This window comes from Sulfitobacter sp. R18_1 (genome assembly GCF_017743915.1).
Lineage (GTDB): Bacteria > Pseudomonadota > Alphaproteobacteria > Rhodobacterales > Rhodobacteraceae > Sulfitobacter > Sulfitobacter faviae.
Genome location: NZ_JAGHRG010000001.1, coordinates 258,789 through 279,287 on the forward strand (window position 1 = coordinate 258,789; position 20,499 = coordinate 279,287).

Genomic DNA, 20,499 nt, shown 5'->3' on the forward strand with positions numbered 1-20,499 from the left:
ATCAAACACCACGCCTTTTTTACGTTCAAGTGGTCAAGACTACATCTTGGGTCCAGTCGCGCCGAAAGTGTTCGTTACCGCGTCTTTGATTTCGTCTTCGCTCACCCCAAAATTTCCCAGCATAGCAAGCAACATCGGATTGCTATGCAGATCTTTCATTAAGCGCTGTCCATGCTCTTCGAGAGATGTCATTTCTTCCCGGAAGAAGGCGTCCAGTTCCGCTTCAGAAATCTCCACTTCAGTGCCGTCTTCCAAAGAGATTTTGGCTGCTGTTTCTTTCTTCATAGTCTTCCCATCCTCTTCAATCGAATTCTCTGTCTTGGCAATAATGATCAGGTAACCGGTTCATACCGTGTTCCTGCCTAGGAGTAATGGAAACGGTATACCCCTCACCATCGGTCGCCATCATCTCAACAGACACGGTCTGTCCTTCGGGCTTCTCGGACGCCGCGATACACGCCTCTCCCAGCCTCCGTAGGGCCTCAGGGGTGCCGTAAACTTGCGCGTCTTCGTGCTCCCATTTTTGCCCATAAATCAACAGCAACTTAGGCAGTACGGCGGCGGGCCAAATCTTCTCAGGCAAATCCCTAGTCCCCTTACTTCGGCTCTCTTATCGAGATGGATAAATGAATTCTTAGCTAATTATTATACCAAGAAGAATACAGTTTCAACATGTTTATGCTTTACAATGATCAAGTATATCCTTTATGTTGTCATCAACTGCAATAGTCATTCAGCGAGTATATCATGAAACCAGAAACCACCGCACAACGCATTGCACGCGAAGCCAAGCTGAAAAATCTCTGCGAAGACCTTGGCCTGAAGGTGGATGGTTCCATCGTTACCGTACCCTTGGGAAACAAGCCTGTTGAGGTAGACGCCAGCATTATCAATTTCGATCAGCTGGTGCCGTGCCTGATGTATTTGGCCTACCAAAAGGGCGCGGTTGATGGCCGCCAAGATGTATTCAAAGAGATCAAAGATTTTGCAAATGGCTTGAACGCCGAATAAGGACATTCGCATGCAACTTAACTGGCAACGCGCTGACCTGCTTAGCTGGGGCGAGTACATCGACACTCCTCATGGGAAATATCGCAAGACTTGGGGCTACTTCGATACAGCCCAAAATCCAGATGGCTGCCTATTCAAGCTAAGTTTTAATGGCGAGGTCCTGGCAGAAAACATTGACGGACCGACCATTGATGACGCTGAAGACAAGATTGATCTGCTCGTAGCGAAACACCAAAAAGAAATGGCCTCACGGCTGCCTGCATAAAGGAACATATTTATGAAATTGACTTGGGAATGCCTGGACAAAGATTTTTGCTTCCGAACACCGGCTCCGCTGTTTGGTAACATCCGTGTGGAACGCTACAGTGAGAACAAGCCGTGGAGTATCGACTGGTCCGTTCCAGGCTACGGCGCCTCTCTCACCGACGATAAGTGGGACACCGCAGAAGAAGCAATGAAGGCGGCAGAAGACTACATTGCTGAGGCCTGTGCCAAGTTCTTGGGCGTCACCCCAGATCAAGGATGGCGCTCAATGGATGATGCCCCGACCGATGGCACGCCCGTAGAGGTCTATGCCGGTGCTCAGGGATGGGATGGCAAAGGCGTGGTCTGCGCTGCCTTCTATGGGCGGCAATGGCGCATCTATGGGGTCATCAACGGCATGCCTGGCCCCGACCGCAATCAGCATTCCGTGCAATGGCTTTCAGAAATCGAACCTGAAATGTGGCGCCCCCTGCCAGCTGGTCCCGAGAACTGATCGTGTTCTGGCGGAAGAAGCCTAAATCTCCCCCTGAGACGCCAAGAGAGATCGAAAAGGTGGGCTACAAGGTAGCAGCAGACGGAAGCGTAGTATGTGCGACCTGTGGTACTTATTGCGGCCAATGCGGTGGCGATCACAGCGCCGATAGTGTGGATGCCTTCTTCAAGAAAATGAACCGCAGGAAGACAAGTTGATTTCCGACATTACTGAAAGAGAAAGCCGATGAAACATCTAACACTGGCCAGGGAATGTCGTGATTTCGCCACTGCATTCCCTGAACTTGCACCCGATCTTGAGCGTATCGAAAGCCACTTTCTACGAGGACTTGTGGAGAAGCAAGCTCTCTTCAGTCATCTACGTACGCTGCCGATCCGTCGCATCGAGATGGGACCAATGGTAGACTTGATGGCCGACTTGCAGCGTGCGCTGACCTTCCGTACGAATGGCCTTCAACCAGACATTAAGCCCCTCAAAGATCGCGCAAGAAAAATTGCCGACGATCTCGAGGCTCTGCGTGAGACATCACAAAACAGCAAAGATCACTATGACACCAACAAAGAGCGTCTTCGACAAGCTGCTGCACTGCTCTCCCCAACGCCACGCGACGAAGTGGCCTCCATGCCTGAATGGTTTAGTCTTCTTGGGGACCGCAATCCGAGAACGTGGAGCCATAAGCGCCTCGACCGCAGCCTGAAGCTTCTCGAGCGCAATCAGCACCTCTCATTCTATAAATTGGAAGAGCTGATTATTGGCGAGTTCGGCTCCAATATGCTCGGGAGCTATGGCTCTCTTGGTGAGTTCATGTATGAGGCTTGGGCATATCGCAACTCCCCATGGTTCTGGAGAGCAGATCCAGGTACCACTGAAAAATATAAAAACCTCATTTCGGCGGCGATTGGGAAAGTCGGCGTCCAAGGTAATGATGTTCTGCATGTTCTCTGGAAACATCCCAAGGTCTGGCGCGACCTGACATCCTCCCTTGCGGCCGCACAGGCTATGGTGGAGGCCATCTTATCAATCTGCGATGCCATCACCTTCTTTGCTGAACACGAAGTCGCATTTCCTGAGGAATCCATGCCAGTAATCAGCATGAACACGGCAATTGATAGACTTGAGGAAGCGGCCAAAACAATGCGCGACGAGGTCTCCAAGGCCTTCCCTAACCGGGTTAAATTTAGCAGAAATCCAGAACTTGGCGTAGATGCCGACCCCATGCTTTCGAAAGTACTGGACGCACGAGGGCCCACTATCGTTGTTAGGTCATTTTTAGAATTTCTTCATTCAAAGAGCGACAGGCCATTATGTAAGCCATATTATTTGGAAAAGGTCTTCGACTGGTATTCTGAAAGACCGAGCACAAAAACTCTACCGAGAGCAGCTTAACGCTTTCCCAGCTTGCGAAATCACTTGCGTATAAATCGAAATTTTGGAGATCAAAAATAGCGGTGGAAGATATGAAACTTGAACGTGCTACCAAACCAGGGCGCCTTGCGAACGGAGTTGGGCGCGATAGAGGGCCCGTTGTGCATCTGGTCCCCAATCCAGACGGCAAAGAAATTCATAACTTGAGCGAAGCCCTGTGCGGGACCTATCCAAAGCATTTCTGGAGCGACTGGGCACCGGATAACTTTAAGGTCTGCCCGAAATGCCAGAAGAAGGCTGACAAGCTTAATAATGAGAATTCAGGAACAACCACTTTGCCGATGCCGTAGATTGTCTTGCTAGGCAACAACGGCATCGGCGCTCTAGATAGCATTAAATATAATTATGAGGGAAGCCAACATGACACTAAAAACTGGATGGCTAAAACAGGCAATCTCCAAAAGATTTGACCGCGATATTGCCGAGTCCAAGGCCGCTATCATTCGGGACGAGCTTTCGGTTCGAGACAAGCCACAGTGATGAGGCTTCATCGAGCACTAGGCAACTTTCATATTTCTGGGCATATGCCATCTAGAAAATAATTGAGGCAACCATGTCTAAAAATCTATCCCACCCCTCCCCCATTGGCGCCGCCACGAATAGCATCGAAAAACTCGCGAATATCTTTCGGGGTATCCACATCGACAAGTTTAATGGAAACACAGACATCTTGATCCGAGAGCTAGGCGGGAAGGTTAAGGATGATCTTCGGGGTGACCTGATCTGGAGCGTGGATGATGGCCAGTTCTATTTCCCGCAATTTACACATCTCAGTATCAGGGCGCGCGAAAAGCAGTATGCGACCATCATCGGCCTGCAAGTGCTGCACTCCCCCAGCTTCAGGGAAGAGCGGCCTGGCGTAATCATGCGGGTGAACTCCTCCGAACCCTCTCTGAAATCCGTCATTAAAGAAGCAATGATCTTCGGTAATGAACTAGTGCTACCGCATAAGTACGTCCTCCAACTCTATGATCAGGGCGGCTGCGATGCCGTGCGCTATGAGCTGAAGACCGGTTTTCTGAGTGCTGAAGAAATCAAAGGCCGTGTAGAATACGCACGCCAGAAAGTCGCTAGAGCAGAAACCCCTAGCCCAGCGCCTTGAGGGCAAAAATATGACAAAGAAGATTTCCATCTCCCTCCACAAATTCGAAGACTTGGTGGATCCGTCCTTTATGAGCGATCTGGAACTGCCAGCGACGAACCTTTCCGGTGAACTGTTCGAGTGGTTTCAAAACGCGTGCCAGGCGGCGGCCGATCATCCGCTGATGCAGCCAAAAAAGATCAACGATCACATCCCTGAGGGTGAGGCCGCGACCATCGAAGTTGTTCTGTGCCATCCGAAAACCTTGGGAGAGGTCTTCGATATCGGACCAAGAGCTCTGGGTATTCATAATATCTCAGTGGCTGACTGTGACCCCTTCGGCGATGACAGTTGCTATACGGACAAACAGCGAGTTCTTATCTCGTGGGATGCGGAGTTTGTCTCCAATCTCATTCAGGAATCGGCCTACGATGAGCAGGACTACCCCAACGCAGCGATGGCTTGGCTGACCACGCTCACACACGAACTACAGCATGTCCGCTTGTTCATGGAGAATGGTAACTTCAATACGCCCAAGGATATCGAGGTCATGGAGGAAGAGATCGGTCACGACCTGTTCGACATCTCTTCGGGATACGGAATCCGATCACTGGACGTAGGAGGTGACGATCACGAACCTGAGGACATGGAAGACGCCCGTGCTCTGATGGAAGAACATGTCGAAGACTACGGCCGCCGGATGACAGATACCCTCTTCACCGACGATCTGTCTCCAAACAAGTTCTTGGAGATCTCAGGGGTGCTTGATTACATGCCCGCCACACTTTCCCTCTAGAAACCTGTTCACCGGGTGGCATCGAGGTCAATTTTGAAATACAAAACAGGGAAGCTAGAGGTTTAATTAATGCCATCTGTCCGTTTACGGCCATCCGTACTTAAAGAGCTTCGCGAGTCCTTCCGCAACCTCCTTCCTGGCGCTGAACAAGGAGCGCTCAATGAAGCCATCGCCTGCGGCCTAGGGTTTGAGACCCATGAAGATCTAAGGCGTGCGCTCAGCGATGGCTCGTCAAAGCTTGCCTTGTTTGTTGAAGATGACTTCCGAGGCCAATTTTTGGTACTCTCAAAGACTGAGACTAACCTCAACATCTTCGACCTCCACAAGGCAATCACCCCGCTGTACGGAGATGACATTCAGCCTACTCACCCAGAGCGCATCACCCCATCCGCGCCGGATGAGTGGAACCTTGTAATGGTGGCTGCCGTCAATACGGCAGTGAGACGCGGACTGGTCGATCTAGAGGTCGACTACACAAACGAGCATCTAGGCCTCCGCACCGTGAACTCAGGGGTCTTCTTCTTCGATCTGGAAGGCCATCCTGCCCATTGCTCCTTCTACGAGGACGTCAATGAGAACATCTATTTTGAAGTGTCCCTAGATATTAAGACAGACGCCTGCAAAGATGCGGTTCGCGCAGCTGGCACGTTAGAGCGCATTGACGGTCTTTGGTTGCAAACCGATGCCTTGCTTTTTGATATCCACAAAGAGCAGCTGGATATCCTCAAAGAGATCGATGTGGAGCGTCCTTTGGGCTACGGCACAAGCAGGTGCTACGATACCCTAAGGCAACGCCGTGTGATGGAAAGCTTACGGCAGCTTTTCGAAGAGAGCGCCCAAGAGATTGAGGATGATTTCGACCAGAGCACACCTCGAGGCGGGATGTAGGCCTACCTACCCTTCTGAAGTGTCTCTCACATGAGTGTCGGGGCGTCTGATACCTTCGGTTTCGTAGGCACGATAAAACCTTGGACGGGTCGCATCACGTTCGGCATCGACATCAATTAGGCCACGCGAGGCGAGACACCCTTGAATAAAGCCCAGCCACCTGCTCGGCTTGTCGATTGGAAGATCCCTGCCCCGGGTGATGATCTCGCGACAAATCCAGGCAAGGTTCTCTAGCGAAAGCCGCTGATCATCGGCAAGCGGGTCATCGCGCTGGGCTTCAATTAGGCCGAGATAGGCTTCAGCCGTTTCGGCCGTGGCAGCTTGCCGATCATATTTTTGGTGTTCTGACAAATCTGGTTACCTCAGGGGCCTGTTTATGGGTTAACTGAACCTGGCGCCTCTTGAGCCTTCTGCTCAGCTACGAGTGGAGCAAACATCAGTTCGACGCTGCTTGCGGCATCACGGAAGGACTCGCCGTCATCCAAGTTGACGAGAACTTCGAGAAACTCTCCGTATGTGCTCGTTTCTTTGATTCCGTATTTGTACACGAGCTTGTCAACGGCCTCTTCATCATAGCCTCCGTCCACACGAAGATCAGTTTTCACCCAGATTGTTGCGTCATATGCGATAGCCATAATTTCGTCCTTTCAAGACTTAGCTGTGATCTTTGTTGCTCAGATGCTGGTCCCATTGGCGTTTCCAGCGCTCACGCTCCAGACGGAGGACAACATCGAGCTGATCTTCGGTTTCAAGTTGTTCGAACCTGCGAGCCCAGCAATGTGAGCAGGCTCGGTAGGCGCCAATTTCCCAATGTAGCCAGTTGAAGGGGCCCGCCCCATTGGCATAGCCGCGCACACGCCAGTCATGGCCATGCTTTTGGCAGTGTGTGTGAAAAATATGATGACGTTCTTCAGCACTCGGAATACCGGTGCCTTCCTGCTCGCCAACAGGTGCAAGATCTCGACACGGATTTTCCAGAGTAAACAACCCCAGATCCGCTTGATCGTCCTCTAAGAAAAGTTGAGCGAGCCACCCCTTCAGAGTAGCTGCGCCCCCACTGATACCTGCAAACATAGAATAACCTCTTTCGGTCATTATTACCGACCACTATTCATAAGTAAAGATGTCTTTGCTTGCGTATAAATGCATTCTTTCATTTTTATTCTTGACCACCCCAGCACCAAGTGCTACCAAGTCCGAGCAAGCAGATCAGCAACGACCTGCAAGTAACCGGATCTTTTGAGAAGGTATCGAGTTCGGGGAATTGACCCCTCGGGACGTGCTGGACGCTACCCCAGCATATCCGGCTACCACAGTTCTCGATGCCTTCTCAAAGGGTCTGACCTTTAAATTATCACCGTCAGGCAAGGCACGTTTAACGGCGTGACGCGCTTAGCAGAAGGATCTGGGCGGTGGCTTTCCTTGGTGCAAATCAGGGAAAGCGTAATTTGCAAGGCGCCAGTTGGCGTCTACGCATGGATACTTGGCCGAGTGGTCGAAGGCGCACGCCTGGAAAGCGTGTAGGCGGTAATACCGTCTCGAGGGTTCGAATCCCTCAGTATCCGCCATTTTCGAGGAAGCGCATCCAAGCGCAGTGAAGTTGTTTAAGAGGATCAAAATGATCATTACTACCGTCACCTTCACCGGTGCAGATGACAACACCGATATTGCTGAGATGATCACTCTCTCCAAGCGCTTTCCTATGATCGAATGGGGCATCCTTCTATCAGAAAAGGCATCTGGAAGCCCGCGATATCCGTCTAAAGATTGGATTGAAGGCCTGCAAAAATCATTCCAAGTGTTGCAAGAGGAAGCTGGATATTTTGTCGCCCAAGAGATGTTCCGGCTCTCAGCTCATCTGTGTGGTAAAACCATGCGAAACTTTATGTCCTCGATGAGAGATGAAGTCGAGAACGGGGAGTGGGTCACAAACCACGGCCTTGATGAACGCCATTTCAACTACATGTTTCGCCGCGCACAAGCCAACTTTAATGCAAAGCGTGAGGGCTTCACCGAAGAATTCATCGCAGACGTCATTGAAGCCTGGCGTGAGAGCATGGATGGCGAAATCATTACTCAACACAACGATAACAATGCTGATGCATGGAAGGCTACCCAGTCAATGATTGGTGGCAACCATACCCGCAAGGATCACCACATCCTAATTGATGCCTCAGGCGGCAAAGGAAAGTCCCCTGAAGCTTGGTCGAAGCCTATTTCCGGCATGTTCACGGGGTACGCAGGAGGTCTCGGACCAGAAAACCTCGTCACTCAACTTGATGCAATCAACGCTCAGGTCGGAGATGGCTTCACCTGGATCGACATGGAGGGAAGCCTTCGGGATGCCGATGATAACTTCTCACTCTCCCGCGTCGAAGAGGTCATGAAAATTATTGAAACTGAAGGCCCTAAACGGGGCTGGATTTAAGTTAACCACTCGCGCCTCCGACATTGAGGCGCCTCTATATTTCAGGGGATGAAATGGATTTTTTCTTACAAGATGGCATGGGGCCGTTTACCTTTGCTGGTACACTAGTTATCGGATTTGTCCTTCTGGAAGTCCTATTCATGCTCATGGGTATCACCACTCAGATCGGTGATGCTGATGCTGGCCTTGATATGGATGCCTCTATGGATGCTTCGATGGGCGACATGCCTGATCTTGAAGTCGACATCCCTGATGGTGTTGAGATCGTCAATGAATCGCCTGAAATGAGCGGTTCCTCTTCGGGTGGCATTCTTGATATCCTTGGGATGCGGAAGCTTCCCCTGACAGTCTGGCTGGCCCTGTTCTCTGCATTCTTTGCGGGTCTCGGTATTGCGCTGCAATCTTTCATTGATGGATTTGTCGGCTTTGTTCTTCCATCCGAAATCGCGATGGCCATTGTCACGACCCCTGCCCTGTTTATGACCCGTCTGTTTGCCGAAACCATTGGTAACTGGATCCCACAAATGGAAACCACAGCGGTATCAGAGCGCAGCTTTGGTCGCCGCAAAGGTGTCATTACTGTTGGCACAGCCCGCCGAGGCAATCCCGCTCAAGTCCGGGTCACAGATCAACACGGCAACCTGCACTACCTGATGGTAGAGCCCCTGTCCGATGACGAAATTCCCGAAGGCAGCGACGTTCTGATCGTGCGCGTTCGAGATAAAAATGAACCCAAGATGGTTTACCGTCTGGTTCCCGCTTAACCACATACACACAAAGGAATATTTTAATGGTTAATTACGTTCTCACTTTCGGCATTCCCGCCGTGCTGGTGCTCCTTGCACTGCTCGTCGCCGGATTCACATTCACTCGCCTCTATCACCGCTCGACGCGTGAAACGAGCCTGGTTCGTACGGGTGCTGGTGGCCGCAAGGTTGTCGTTGATGGTGGCATCTTGGTTCTGCCGGGCCTGCACGAGATCACTAAGATCAACATGCGCACAACGCGCCTCGAAGTACAGCGCAAGGGCACTTCGGCACTCATTACTCTTGACCGTCAACGAGTAGATGTCGGTGTCGAGTTCTATGTAACCGTTCAGAGCAATGAAGACGGTATCGGCCGGGCAGCTCAAACCCTTGGCAACCGTACGGGCGACGTGAATGTTCTTCGTGACATGATCGAAGGTAAACTGGTCGACGGTCTGCGCTCTGTTGCCGCCCAAATGGATCTCGATGATCTCCACGAGAAACGTTCCGACTTCGTTCAGCAAGTGCAGCTGGCCGTAAGCGAAGAGCTGACCAAGAACGGTCTTGAACTGGAAACTGCCGCGCTTACCATGCTTGACCAAACGCCTATGGAAGGCATGGACGAAAACAACGTTTTCAATGCCGCCGGTCTGGAAAAGCAAGCTGGCCGCATCGCTGACTCGAAGAAAAAGCGTGCTGAAATTGAGGCTGAAACAGAAGTTTCTGTGGCTAAGTCGAAGCAGCAAGCAGCAATGCAAACCTACCAACTCGAACAAGAACAGGAAGAAGCCCGCGTTGAGCAGGCTGTAAAACTTCAAGCCCTGCGCACCCAAGAAGAGATCGACCGTGCCAACCGGAAAGAAGAAGAACAACAGGCGGCCGAAGAAGCTCGCATCAACCGCGAAATTGCAATCCAGCAAAAATCGCGTGATGAGAGCCGTGCCAAATCTGAAGCTGACGAAGCACGTGCAGAAGCGGTCAAGGCTGAAGAGAGCGTGATTACCGAACGCGAAGTCGCAGAAGCCGAGCGTAACCGGAAGATCGTACTCATCCAAGCTGAAGAAGAAGCTCAGAAGAATGCTACTAGCATCCGTGTCTCTGCTCAGGTTGAGAAAGAAGCTGCCGCTGACCGTGCTGCTGCAATGCGTGAACTGGCTGAAGCTACTGCTGCTGAGATCACCATCCGTGCGGAAGCTGAGAAGACAGCCAAGCTGGCTGACGCTGAAGGTACACGTGAGCTGATCGCTGCTGAGAACACCCTCTCTGCGGAAATCATCGACTTCCGTCTGGCCACGCAGCGTATCGATGCAATGCCTGGTATCATCTCCGAGATGGTCAAGCCTGCTGAGAAAATCGGTAACATCTCGATCCACAAGCTGGACGGTATGGGCGGCTATGGCGGTGGTGTCTCCACCGGTACAGGCGGCTCCTCCAATGGCGGCGGTGGTGTTGTGAACCAAGCCTTCGATGAGATGCGCAACATGGCCCTCCAGATGCCTATGCTGAAAAGCATTGGTCAACAGGTCGGCATCAACATGGATCAGCCGATGGCAGACATGGTGAGCGATCTGATGGACGTCGAGAAGCCTGCTCCGGCCGTGGTGACTGAGGCAACTGTCGAGGAAGGCTCTGCGGCCACCTCTGAGCCTCTGAAGACCGACAAGGCACCTGAGGCACCTAAGAGCACCTCTAAAGCCAACGGTAAGGCAAAGTCGGCTGCGACTAAGGCGGACACGCCGAAGTCCACGGCCACCAAGAAAGACCCTTGGGCCGACAAGAAGTAAGCTTCTTACCCAATAAAAATATTAAGCCGCCCGAGACATCATATCTTGGGCGGCATTTTAGTTTCTAGAGTTTAGAACTCTGACGTTAGGGTTTAATGCCAGGTATATCCACATCCAGTCTAAGCTGAGCATCGATTTCCTTAGCGATCTTTTGGATCCTGCGACGAGTGCTACCCGCTTCCACGTAAGGGGTCAGTAACCCCTCTTCATGAACAGCTTGAGAAAGTCTATTCGCAAACTCTTCGGCCTGTAGATCGTCTACGTATCTTACCGCACTGATGAAACGGCCGCCACCTTCCTGAACACCATCCGCACTACGATCATATTTTTCGATAATATGTATTTGGGGCGGAATAGCCCCACCACAGTAGACACGAACATTAATCTTATCGTTTTCTCCAAACGACATGATGTCGTCATCCATTTCTTCGTAAGTTCCCATTTTTCACCTCATAATCTAATATCGACCATACTGATCTGCGCGAAATCTTCAATTTACTCACATAGCTAGGGCCGCAGGCTCGCTATCGTCATCCAGGGCTGCGTCAGAGGTCAGTATGTCGGCATAGTGAGCCTTGACCACCGGCCGTAACCAGTCACCCCGCTGGTGGGCTTCTAAGACCTCTTTGCGGTGAGCTGACCTGCGCGATCCAATGCCACCTTCGGAGAAATGGGAAGGGGCCAGAAACGACTTGAAATGACCACCCAATGAACGAAGAAGATCGGCGCCACACCCCTGCCCTCGAAGATCTTTTGGGACAAACGTGGTCCCCTGTATGATCGTGGCTTTGATGGTCTGTACTCCTCCATCAGTCATGATGGCCTGACCATATGGGCTCACGAAAATCCTGCAATCCTCAACGGGGGACTTCCGTATCTCGAGTATCTCGTGATCCTTCAGGAAGCGTTCAGCCCCTTTTGCCGAAAGCAAAGTCTGATAATCGTCAAGCTTTTCTGAAATCTCGGAGATGACATTCTTTTCAAAGGTGCCAAACTGATCCTCTCGAATTACGCGACGGTTCGGATAGCAGTATGAATTATATGTGATGTCTTTCAACTCAATCACGGCAGTATCGTTTAACTGACTCTTTCCGCCAGTGACCCAATCCCGAGTTTCGGGATCTATATAGGGAGCAATGTAGCGATCATAATTTTCAGGATGAACGTTATCATCTTTGTTGAACGCCTCTACGGTCGCTTTCTTGTGAAGCAGCAATCTTAACTCGATATCGAAGCTGGATACACATTCGGATTCCAGATCCAGGAAATCTGATAGCCGATCTTGATTTTCAATCAGATGCTTTAAAACATGACTATCCATCCACCGCGTCAGCACCTTGCCATCTACTAGGTCAGTAGTGTCTACTTGCCATTTATTATCACGGGTTTGGACAAAGAATAGAGCTAGCTTCCCATTGTCATCGGGTATCTCAACAATAGCACGACCGGTGCCCCATTCAGGATCAGGCACCACCGGGATCATGGTGTAATCCCTGTCACCGGCTTTCGCCTCGGAGGCTAGTTCAAACCCACGTTCGCTGGCCTGGCGCCTGATGTCCTGGCCTTCCTTAGACCTGCTATCGAACTCTTCGACAACAGGTTCCATGAATACTTGTAGGGTGATTTCGGATAGGCGCATATGGATATCTCCGCAGACTTTACGGGAACCATATGCGCCTTTTTCTGAAAGCTACTCGCCCCTCAGCAAAGGCATCGCTTCATCAAATGCTTCTGCGAGACCCTCTTGGTTGCAAGCATATTCTTGTTCGATATCGCGCATCATCTCTTCAAATGCCAGCGCTCTGAGAAACATCGTGAATAAATATACAGTTGCGGTAGGTGCCAGAATGCAAAATACAGAAAACATGATAAATCCAATTCTTGTGTAAGCTATACCGTGGATATCGACTACTTCTTCGGCCGCGTGCGGAAGCCATACTTGGGGTCAAAGCCACCTTTGCGAATGCGGTACTTGTCCTCGATCTCCACGGTACTGGCGCCCGGGCTGGGAAGGACGCCAGAGATGAACCGAAAGATCTCCTGGTTCAGCGTGAACCCGTCCATAACTGTCGGGAACTGGAGCGCATCCAAGAAATCGATGTTTTTGTAGAGGACAGCCCGATCAACGTCTTTGCTGAGCAAACTATCGTGATTATACGCAAACCCAGTGACAATCTTGTTTTCGACCAAGAATTCGGTATAGCGATCATGTGCTACAGCGAAGTGGTCATTGATGATCTGCTCGATAGTCCTTTTCCCCTTCCCGAAAGCAAAATCTCGAGCTTTCTTAGGGTCGACCATCGCAGCAAGCTCCATCGCGCGCTCTCGGTCATAGACGATTTCGGTGTCACCATAATACAAGGCAGCCGCTTGCTGGTAGTACAAGGTGAACTTCTCCAGGTAATCTTGATCGGCATATTTATTTGCTTTGGCAAAACGCAGCGCGGGGTAAGTTACGCCTGCAACGAATACCAGGATGGGCTCAAAAACAAGGTAGTTTCCCTCGTTATCTGCCATGGCCCCAAACAAACTGATATGACGAAGACCTTTCGTGATGCCTTCCAGCCTGAACGGGTTTTCGTCGCCTTCCAGGTTAACTACGTCACCGTCGCGCACAAAAGTAACGGTCTCATCAATGCCAGCATGCGCAAAATCGTAATAGTCGCGACCGTGAATGATCTTCATGGCTACCTCTAATTCCTAAACTTATAGATTAAGATTGCACAAAATCTTAATGACCTCAAGTATTACTTGCGTGTTGACATGTTTGTCTTTGTCTGTGCATAAATACGAGGAGGAATTACAGGATAATTTTATGGATACTGGATCAATGATCGCATTTGCTCTTGTGGGCAGTCTCGCTATGGGTGGCCTTGGGGTAACGTACTCAAAAGCAGAGAAAACGCTATCTGTAGAGACAGAAGTCGAAGAATTTTTGAATTTGGTCGATGACAAGTCACCTCGAAGAGATCTAAAAGCGGAAGAGCTGTCTATGGTCATGATGCGACCCAAGGCGTAGTCCTGGGCAACGCGAATGGCGATATTCGACTTTACTGCATCAAATATTTCGACGGAACATCGGCCGCTTTCGTCCATCACTTCAACTTTCGCCGGAAACGGGTCGACATGAGCTACTGCAATCAATCAATGAATGGTTGAAGATCGCAACTTATATTGAAATTTCTAAGACATAAGCAAAAAGCGCAAGGCAACATCATGAAAAACTCGGTTCACAACCCCCCTATGATCGTCCGCAACTACGACCGTGTAGTGGGTATCACTCTAGGTACTGGCGGCTGCGCTGAACACGACAGCAAGCTTGAAGGTTTTCAAGCCATCATGGGATTGGGTCGCACCGAAAATACGCCAGAAGCCGTAGCAGCACTTGAGCAGAACGGGTTCGATCCGAAGCATAAGATCATCGGCGTTGAGAAGTATCTGGTCACGCTGAAGTCCGGTCATCTCGAACAGATTGATGCAAAAGTCGAGAATCCCGATGAAACTCGCCTCCGCCTAGGCAACGCAGTATCTAGTTTTTATAATCACAAGAATATCGCCGTTGACTACAGCGTCTGTGAGAAACCGTTTTCGTCAGCATGGGCCGCCCTATTCAACACAGGGAATGCAGAAATTCGAGCATTCACTCCAGAGGCCCGAGAAGCTCTGACGAATGTCTATGACGCTATGCTAGCAGGTGAAGCCCTGATGGCGGGTCGCGATTACCAGGTCTTTGGAGACCGCGTCCTGGACCCCTATAAGCAATCACCTCTAATTGTTGATCGTCGTGGTCTGACCGCAGAGCAACGCCAAGCCGTGATCGACGAAGACATTGAAGATCTCAAGCTTGAGCGTCGTGTACGGGAGACAGGAATCCCGCAGGCACTCGAAGACGCTGGCATCGAATTTTACGCGTTTCTGCCATCTGAACAGGCTGATGGTAGCATGTCCTTCTTTATTAACCCCAAATCACCGGATCACAATCACGGCTGGTTCACCGGTGAAGAGATCATGCAAATGATTGAGGGCACCGGCCCTGCGGTTAAAGAAGCCCCACCCCAGTCGTTCGGCCGGTAAGCGCAAGGAAGCCTCCGTGAGTAAAGATACCATTACTGACCATCTAGACGTCCTAGGGGTAACCTGGGGAGCGTCCGCAGGTGCCGTTCGCCAAGCTTGGAAGAAAGCCATTAAGGCATCCCACCCTGATGTCATTGGCCACGACGGACATGCTGCGATGGAAAAGATTCAACGGGCCTATGCGGCTCTGAAGGACGGTGCGCCAAACTACCGCAAGCAAACTATCCGAATGAAGCGTGTTAACTTGGGAAGTGATACTTACGATATTTCTTTATCGATTAGGCGAGAACTGCACAAAAACGCCACAGTTAAAGCAGAACAGACATTGGGCATCCATGTACCCCACACCCTGATTACACGTGGGCGGCATTTGAATTTCGTGTTCGATGTAGTAGTTCTCCGGGCAGGCGACAATCTCGTTCTTCCGACTTTGTACTTGGAGAATGAAAGCCTTACAATCGAAACGAAAGACCCAACCTTGTTTGCGGTTAGCTCAGGTATCGGTCGTGGATGGGCGAAAACATTGATCGACGATAACAGCCATAGAGCCATTGTCGGCTACGAGAACATGGCTGTATCGGTCTCTTCTTACGATGAATGATGCCTCATACGCTTGTCCCGCGACTAGGTAAAAACAATATTAAGGATATAAGTGCATTTTATTCAGTTATTTATGAACACACTTGAATAGAAGCTGATTCTATCCTTATGTACCCCTACTATAAGGGGTCTAATACATGAATACCGGAAATGAATGCAATGTGCGAACTGACTTTATTGAAAAGATCGGCTTAATCACTCAAGCGGAAGGGCTGCCTCGCATCGCCGGTAGAGTTTTTGGCATGCTGGTGTTCGACGGTGAGATGGTTTCATTTGGTGAAATTTCAGAACGCCTCCAAGTCAGCAGGGCGAGTGTCAGTACAAGCATCAGGCTCCTCGAAGAGCGTGGTATGATTAAGCGAGTTGCAAAGCCTGGAGACCGACAAGACTTCTTTCAGCTGGCAAACAACCCCTACGAAAACATGCTGAAGCTTGTTCGCTCAAGAGCACGAACAACAAAAGAAGATATCGCCGAGACTATAGCTAAACTCCCAGACGGTGCGGAGCAAATCGAACGCTTGGCGGAGTTTTTCGAATTCTACGATAATATAGAGTTTGCCCTCGGGGTCGCTCTGGCGTGCAACGCCGAAGCTGACGAGCCACTTCGAGGGAGCCACACCAATGACCAATAACTCGAAGGCCGCCCTGCCCGATAATCAGCCCGCGCCCGTGGAATTGGAATTTCAGTCTGATAAGGGTGCTTCCGTATCTACTTGGATCGCTGCCGCACTTGTATTGGCCCTTGTCGGCTGGATGGGCAGTGGCTTTGTGATACCTAGTGAAAGCAGCGAAGAAACCCCCATCAGGAAAGACCCGGATCCCGCCTCTGTCGCCACGCGCACATCCACAGCTGAGACCGTCACTCAATATTATCAGGCTGAAGGTCAAGCGCTGCCGGATAGGGACACAAAAATTAGATCGACGATTTCGGGAGATGTTGTCGAAGTAAGCGCTAAAAAGGGCGATGATGTGCTCGCCGGTCAAGTCATTGCTTTATTGGATGGCACCAACAACACATCCGACCTCAAGCGTGCCGCCGAAGAGCTAGAACGCGCGCAAAGAGAGTACCACAATGCCGAAGAGCTGCTGAAGCGCGGCGTCTCAACGATGGATCGGGTCTCACAAGCAAGAGCGACGCTAGCAAATGCACAAGCGCAAATGACAGCTGCCGAAGAAGCCCAGAAGGACCTAAGCATCACGGCGCCTTTTGCCGGACGAATAGAGAACCTTGATATAAACGAAGGGGAGTTTGTCTCCGCCGGTTCAGAGATTGCTCGTATCGTTGATATTACTCCTCTGAGCGTATCGATCCAGATACCCCAGCAGTCTGTCACCCGCATTTCTGTGGGACAAACCGCCAAGGTTCGCTTCATAACTGGGCAGGAGCGTGACGGTAAAGTCGTATTTATTGGGAGTTCAGCATCTTCCGATACGAGGACATTTCTTGCAGAAATAGAGGTGCCGAATGACGACGGTTCGTTGTCTGCGGGCATCTCTGCTGAGGTCACTATCCCTACTGGTTCAGTGACAGCCCACTTTGTCTCTCCATCCATAATTTCTCTCGATGCAGACGGATCTCTAGGCGTGAAAACCGTCGGGTCAGAGAATATCGTGGAATTCCATCCAATAGACATTGTGAAAGCTCAAGTTGATGGGATTTGGGTCACGGGTCTCCCGGAAACTGCAAACATCATCACTATTGGTCAGGGGTTTGTCCGCGCCGATGAGATCGTCGTCCCCAGCGCCGGAGATAAAGATAAATGAACAGCATTATTTCGGCTGCATTCTCCAGAACACGTGTCGTGATCCTGACACTTTTTATGATTTTGTTGGTTGGCGGGTTTGCATACACCTCGATTCCTAAAGAGGCTAACCCTGAAGTTCCCCTCCCGCTATTCTTTGTGTCTACAGGCCTAGACGGCATCAGCCCGTCCGATGCGGAGCGCCTTCTCATTGAACCTATGGAGGCTGAGTTCGCTTCGATTACCGGCCTCGACAAAATGAGTTCTGATGCCTTTGAGGGTGGCGGCACCATAAAGCTCGAGTTCACCCCAGGCGGTGATAACGACGAAGCCTTTGATAAGGTAAAGGAAGCGGCCGACAGAGCACAGGGTGAACTTCCTGATGATGCTTATGACATCACCGTAACTGAGATCAATACGGCTCTCTTTCCCATCATAAACGCGATTTTATCAGGCCCTGTGCCTGAACGCACACTCAATGAACTAGCGGAAACCCTCAAGCGTGAAGTAGAAGGCCTTCCCGGTGTTCTGGAAGTTGATGTAGGTGGTAAACGGACTGAATTCTTAGAAGTCCTTATTGATCCAACCGTTTTCCAAACCTACAGCCTGTCTTTCGATGAATTGCTTGGACAGATTCAGCGAAACAACCGCCTGATCGCAGCAGGAGCCATTGAGAGCGGCTCAGGTCGTGTCGTTCTCAAGGTTCCGGGCTTGATTGAAGACATAGATGACGTCATGTCGATGCCGGTCAAAGTTCGGGGCAACGCTGTGGTGACCTTTGGTGACATAGCGACCATCCGTCGTACCTTCGAAGACCCAAAATCGTTTGCGCGCATCAATGGCCAGCCCGCCCTTGCGCTAGAGGTTACAAAACGATCCGGCGCCAATGTGATTGAAACCGTTGCCGAGGTTAAAGACCTCGTTGAAGGGCTTCGCGAGGACTGGCCAGAAAGTGTTGAGATCAACTATCTTCAAGATCAATCGAAGACGGTCAAAGACCTCCTAAGCGATCTTGAAGCCAACGTAATAGCAGCCGTCATACTTGTGATGATTGTGATCGTACTGGCGCTGGGCATGCGCTCAGCAGTGCTTGTCGGGCTCTCTATACCGGGCGCCTTCCTTGCCGGGGTGATCGGGCTATGGGCTATGGGATACACGATGAATACCGTTGTTCTCTTCGCCTTGATCCTGGTGGTCGGCATGTTGGTGGATGGTGCTATTGTCACAACAGAACTGGCAGACCGTAAGCTTCAAGAAGGCGCCTCTGCTAAGGAAGCATACAGTTTTGCAGCTCAACGCATGGCGTGGCCTATCATTGCATCTACAGCAACGACACTGAGCGTTTTCTTCCCACTGATGTTTTGGACCGGCATGGTTGGGGAATTTATGAAATTCCTTCCGATCACCGTCATCCTTACCCTCACCGCTTCCTTATTTATGGCCCTGATATTCATCCCGGTGGTTGGTGGCCTGATTGGCAAGAGGCAACCACAGAGCAAAGGTGCTAAGGAATCTATGCACTCTTCCGAGATTGGCGATCCACGTACAATGGGGGGCTTCACAGGAGCTTATGTTCGCCTCCTTGAGAAAGCCATTCTGAAGCCCGGAACCACCTTGCTCTTGGCTATTGCGCTACTCCTTGGCGGGTTCGCTCTCTATGGACAGTTTGGCAAAGGGATCAGCTTCTTCCCATCTGTGGAACCAGACTTCATGCAAGTACAAGTTCGGGCACGGGATAATCTTTCAATTTACGAAAGAGATATCCTAGTGAACTCAGTTGAAGAAAAGCTCCTGCCCTACGATGAGATCGCCAGCATCTATGCAAGATCAGCGATGAGCACAGGGCGCGGGGACGAGGAAGTTATAGGGACACTCCAGCTTGAGTTGATGCCGTGGGATACACGTCGTACGGCAGCGGAAATCGGCGTCGATATTCGTAAGAGCGTGTCCGATATCGCTGGTATCGATGTTCAGGTTCAAACCGAAAGCGGAGGCCCAACATCCGGCAAGCCTATCAGCCTCAAGGTTACCTCCAAAAGCCCTGACGCCCAGCTCAAGGCAGTCCAGCAAATTAAAGACCTGATGGATAGTTTAGGAGGGTTCACGGATGTAACGGATACCGGTCCTACGCCAGGTGTTGAGATATCAGTGCTCGTTAACCGCGCTGAAGCTGCCAGATACGGTGCTGACATTAGTCTTTTGGGCCAGGCCATTCAGATGCTTACACAGGGTATCAAGGTTGCTGATTACCGCCCTGACGATGCTGATGGCCCGCTTGATATTCGTGTTAGATTTCCACAAGCAGACCGGTCTCTTGACGCTCTCTCTAGCCTCCGTGTTCCCACATCATCAGGTATGGTTCCGATCTCCAATTTCGTAACCTTTGAGCCTACCGCGCGAACCGGCGTTATACGACGCATCGATGAAAACCGCGTTATTACTATCGAAGCTAACGTGGCGCCCGGCATACTCGTGAACGATCAAGTGGTTAAATTGACTGCTGCAATCGACACATCCGATCTTCCGAAGGGAGTGGATGTGAGCTTTGGTGGTGAAGCTGAAGACCAGAAAGAAAGCATGATATTCTTGATCGGCGCATTTGCCGCTGCCATCTTTCTGATGTTCATAATCCTCATCATGCAGTTTAACAGCTTCTTCCAAGCATTCATTGTTATGAGCGCGATCATATTTTCCATTGCAGGTGTCTTACTGGGCCTGATCGTGACCGGTCGTCCCTTTGGCGTCGTTATGGGTGGGATCGGCATCATCGCTCTCGCCGGGATCGTGGTGAACAATAATATTGTTCTGATTGATACCTACAACGAACTCCGGGCAGCTGGCCGCTCGCCTCGTGAAGCAGCCCTGCGGACCGGTGCACAACGTCTTCGCCCAGTGGTCCTGACAAGCGTCACAACAGCACTTGGTCTCATGCCGATGGTGATCGGTCTCAATATCAACTTCTTCACACGTGAGATCGTCTATGGAGCGCCTTCTACGCAGTGGTGGACTGAACTTTCATCAGCCATCGCTGGGGGACTAGTTATTGCGACCGTTCTTACACTGATCGTGACTCCCGCGATGTTGATGCTGGGCGAACGTAAGGCGACACGCAATCACCCTAACAAAGGAAATACAACTTGACCGCCACCGAAGACGCCGCCGCTTAT

General features: G+C 50.8%; 26 protein-coding genes and 1 tRNA gene. 18 read left to right on the top strand and 9 right to left on the bottom strand.

Going from position 1 to position 20,499, the window contains the following annotated elements; genetic code table 11:
• Positions 1-39: 39 nt before the first annotated feature.
• Positions 40-285 (bottom strand): hypothetical protein, encoded by a 246-nt coding sequence (locus J7392_RS01830; RefSeq protein WP_209215885.1) that lies wholly within the window; start codon positions 283-285, stop codon positions 40-42.
• 16 nt (positions 286-301) lie between these two features.
• Positions 302-583, bottom strand: coding sequence for a hypothetical protein (locus J7392_RS01835; protein WP_209215886.1), 282 nt, complete (start codon positions 581-583; stop codon positions 302-304).
• Positions 584-747: 164 nt separating this feature from the next.
• Between J7392_RS01835 and J7392_RS01840 the strand changes: the two genes are divergently transcribed.
• From J7392_RS01840 to J7392_RS01875, 8 genes are all read left to right on the top strand, one after another.
• Positions 748-1,011 carry a hypothetical protein gene (locus J7392_RS01840; protein ID WP_209215887.1) on the top strand — a complete coding sequence of 88 codons (264 nt, stop codon included), beginning with the start codon at positions 748-750 and terminating at the stop codon, positions 1,009-1,011.
• 10 nt (positions 1,012-1,021) lie between these two features.
• The gene (locus J7392_RS01845; protein ID WP_209215888.1) at positions 1,022-1,276 is read left to right on the top strand and encodes a hypothetical protein; all 255 of its coding nucleotides are present in this window, start codon (positions 1,022-1,024) and stop codon (positions 1,274-1,276) included.
• 12 nt (positions 1,277-1,288) lie between these two features.
• Complete coding sequence (locus J7392_RS01850; protein WP_209215889.1) at positions 1,289-1,768, top strand: hypothetical protein; 480 nt, start codon at positions 1,289-1,291, stop codon at positions 1,766-1,768.
• A 225-nt stretch (positions 1,769-1,993) separates the two neighbouring features.
• Positions 1,994-3,154, top strand: coding sequence for a hypothetical protein (locus J7392_RS01855; protein WP_209215890.1), 1,161 nt, complete (start codon positions 1,994-1,996; stop codon positions 3,152-3,154).
• Between the two features lie 71 nt (positions 3,155-3,225).
• Entirely contained in the window at positions 3,226-3,483 is a 258-nt protein-coding gene (locus tag J7392_RS01860) for a hypothetical protein (RefSeq protein WP_209215891.1), read from the top strand.
• A 263-nt stretch (positions 3,484-3,746) separates the two neighbouring features.
• Complete coding sequence (locus tag J7392_RS01865; RefSeq protein ID WP_209215892.1) at positions 3,747-4,295, top strand: hypothetical protein; 549 nt, start codon at positions 3,747-3,749, stop codon at positions 4,293-4,295.
• Positions 4,296-4,305: 10 nt separating this feature from the next.
• Positions 4,306-5,070 carry a hypothetical protein gene (locus J7392_RS01870; protein WP_209215893.1) on the top strand — a complete coding sequence of 255 codons (765 nt, stop codon included), beginning with the start codon at positions 4,306-4,308 and terminating at the stop codon, positions 5,068-5,070.
• Between the two features lie 69 nt (positions 5,071-5,139).
• Entirely contained in the window at positions 5,140-5,958 is an 819-nt protein-coding gene (locus J7392_RS01875; RefSeq protein ID WP_209215894.1) for a hypothetical protein, read from the top strand.
• Between the two features lie 6 nt (positions 5,959-5,964).
• Here J7392_RS01875 and J7392_RS01880 read toward each other — a convergent pair whose 3' ends face one another.
• Genes J7392_RS01880 through J7392_RS01890 form a run of 3 tightly spaced genes read right to left on the bottom strand, consistent with a single transcriptional unit; the run spans position 5,965 to position 7,032 of the window.
• Positions 5,965-6,309: a hypothetical protein gene (locus J7392_RS01880; protein ID WP_209215895.1), complete on the bottom strand. Its 345-nt coding sequence runs from the start codon at positions 6,307-6,309 to the stop codon at positions 5,965-5,967.
• A 23-nt stretch (positions 6,310-6,332) separates the two neighbouring features.
• The gene (locus J7392_RS01885; protein WP_209215896.1) at positions 6,333-6,593 is read right to left on the bottom strand and encodes a hypothetical protein; all 261 of its coding nucleotides are present in this window, start codon (positions 6,591-6,593) and stop codon (positions 6,333-6,335) included.
• Between the two features lie 19 nt (positions 6,594-6,612).
• The gene (locus tag J7392_RS01890) at positions 6,613-7,032 is read right to left on the bottom strand and encodes a hypothetical protein (protein WP_209215897.1); all 420 of its coding nucleotides are present in this window, start codon (positions 7,030-7,032) and stop codon (positions 6,613-6,615) included.
• A gap of 403 nt (positions 7,033-7,435) precedes the next feature.
• On the opposite strand from J7392_RS01890, the gene J7392_RS01895 reads away from it, so the two are divergent.
• From J7392_RS01895 to J7392_RS01910, 4 genes are all read left to right on the top strand, one after another.
• Positions 7,436-7,526 (top strand) — tRNA-Ser (locus J7392_RS01895).
• Between the two features lie 50 nt (positions 7,527-7,576).
• Positions 7,577-8,386 (top strand): hypothetical protein, encoded by an 810-nt coding sequence (locus tag J7392_RS01900; protein ID WP_209215898.1) that lies wholly within the window; start codon positions 7,577-7,579, stop codon positions 8,384-8,386.
• A gap of 53 nt (positions 8,387-8,439) precedes the next feature.
• On the top strand, positions 8,440-9,150 hold the full coding sequence (locus J7392_RS01905; protein WP_209215899.1) for an OB-fold-containig protein: 711 nt from the start codon (positions 8,440-8,442) through the stop codon (positions 9,148-9,150).
• Between the two features lie 26 nt (positions 9,151-9,176).
• The gene (locus J7392_RS01910; protein ID WP_209215900.1) at positions 9,177-10,916 is read left to right on the top strand and encodes a flotillin domain-containing protein; all 1,740 of its coding nucleotides are present in this window, start codon (positions 9,177-9,179) and stop codon (positions 10,914-10,916) included.
• Between the two features lie 85 nt (positions 10,917-11,001).
• Here the strand turns inward: J7392_RS01910 and J7392_RS01915 are convergent, their stop codons facing one another.
• The 4 genes from J7392_RS01915 to J7392_RS01930 are packed head-to-tail and all read right to left on the bottom strand — an operon-like array spanning position 11,002 to position 13,601.
• Positions 11,002-11,358 carry a hypothetical protein gene (locus J7392_RS01915; RefSeq protein WP_209215901.1) on the bottom strand — a complete coding sequence of 119 codons (357 nt, stop codon included), beginning with the start codon at positions 11,356-11,358 and terminating at the stop codon, positions 11,002-11,004.
• A gap of 57 nt (positions 11,359-11,415) precedes the next feature.
• Complete coding sequence (locus J7392_RS01920) at positions 11,416-12,555, bottom strand: hypothetical protein (RefSeq protein WP_209215902.1); 1,140 nt, start codon at positions 12,553-12,555, stop codon at positions 11,416-11,418.
• Between the two features lie 51 nt (positions 12,556-12,606).
• Positions 12,607-12,783, bottom strand: coding sequence for a hypothetical protein (locus tag J7392_RS01925; protein WP_209215903.1), 177 nt, complete (start codon positions 12,781-12,783; stop codon positions 12,607-12,609).
• Positions 12,784-12,824: 41 nt separating this feature from the next.
• Positions 12,825-13,601 (bottom strand): hypothetical protein, encoded by a 777-nt coding sequence (locus tag J7392_RS01930; RefSeq protein ID WP_209215904.1) that lies wholly within the window; start codon positions 13,599-13,601, stop codon positions 12,825-12,827.
• A 130-nt stretch (positions 13,602-13,731) separates the two neighbouring features.
• On the opposite strand from J7392_RS01930, the gene J7392_RS01935 reads away from it, so the two are divergent.
• The 6 genes from J7392_RS01935 (at position 13,732) to J7392_RS01960 (ending at position 20,473) form a co-directional block, all read left to right on the top strand.
• Complete coding sequence (locus J7392_RS01935; RefSeq protein ID WP_209215905.1) at positions 13,732-13,935, top strand: hypothetical protein; 204 nt, start codon at positions 13,732-13,734, stop codon at positions 13,933-13,935.
• Between the two features lie 197 nt (positions 13,936-14,132).
• Positions 14,133-14,990: a hypothetical protein gene (locus tag J7392_RS01940; protein ID WP_209215906.1), complete on the top strand. Its 858-nt coding sequence runs from the start codon at positions 14,133-14,135 to the stop codon at positions 14,988-14,990.
• Between the two features lie 16 nt (positions 14,991-15,006).
• On the top strand, positions 15,007-15,591 hold the full coding sequence (locus tag J7392_RS01945; protein ID WP_209215907.1) for a J domain-containing protein: 585 nt from the start codon (positions 15,007-15,009) through the stop codon (positions 15,589-15,591).
• A 136-nt stretch (positions 15,592-15,727) separates the two neighbouring features.
• The gene (locus tag J7392_RS01950) at positions 15,728-16,222 is read left to right on the top strand and encodes a MarR family transcriptional regulator (RefSeq protein ID WP_209215908.1); all 495 of its coding nucleotides are present in this window, start codon (positions 15,728-15,730) and stop codon (positions 16,220-16,222) included.
• Positions 16,212-17,354: an efflux RND transporter periplasmic adaptor subunit gene (locus tag J7392_RS01955; RefSeq protein ID WP_209215909.1), complete on the top strand. Its 1,143-nt coding sequence runs from the start codon at positions 16,212-16,214 to the stop codon at positions 17,352-17,354. The genes J7392_RS01950 and J7392_RS01955 overlap by 11 nt, the downstream gene beginning before the upstream one ends.
• A complete protein-coding gene (locus J7392_RS01960) occupies positions 17,351-20,473 on the top strand; it encodes an efflux RND transporter permease subunit (RefSeq protein ID WP_209215910.1) in 3,123 nt (1,040 codons plus the stop codon). The genes J7392_RS01955 and J7392_RS01960 overlap by 4 nt, the downstream gene beginning before the upstream one ends.
• Positions 20,474-20,499 lie beyond the last annotated feature (26 nt).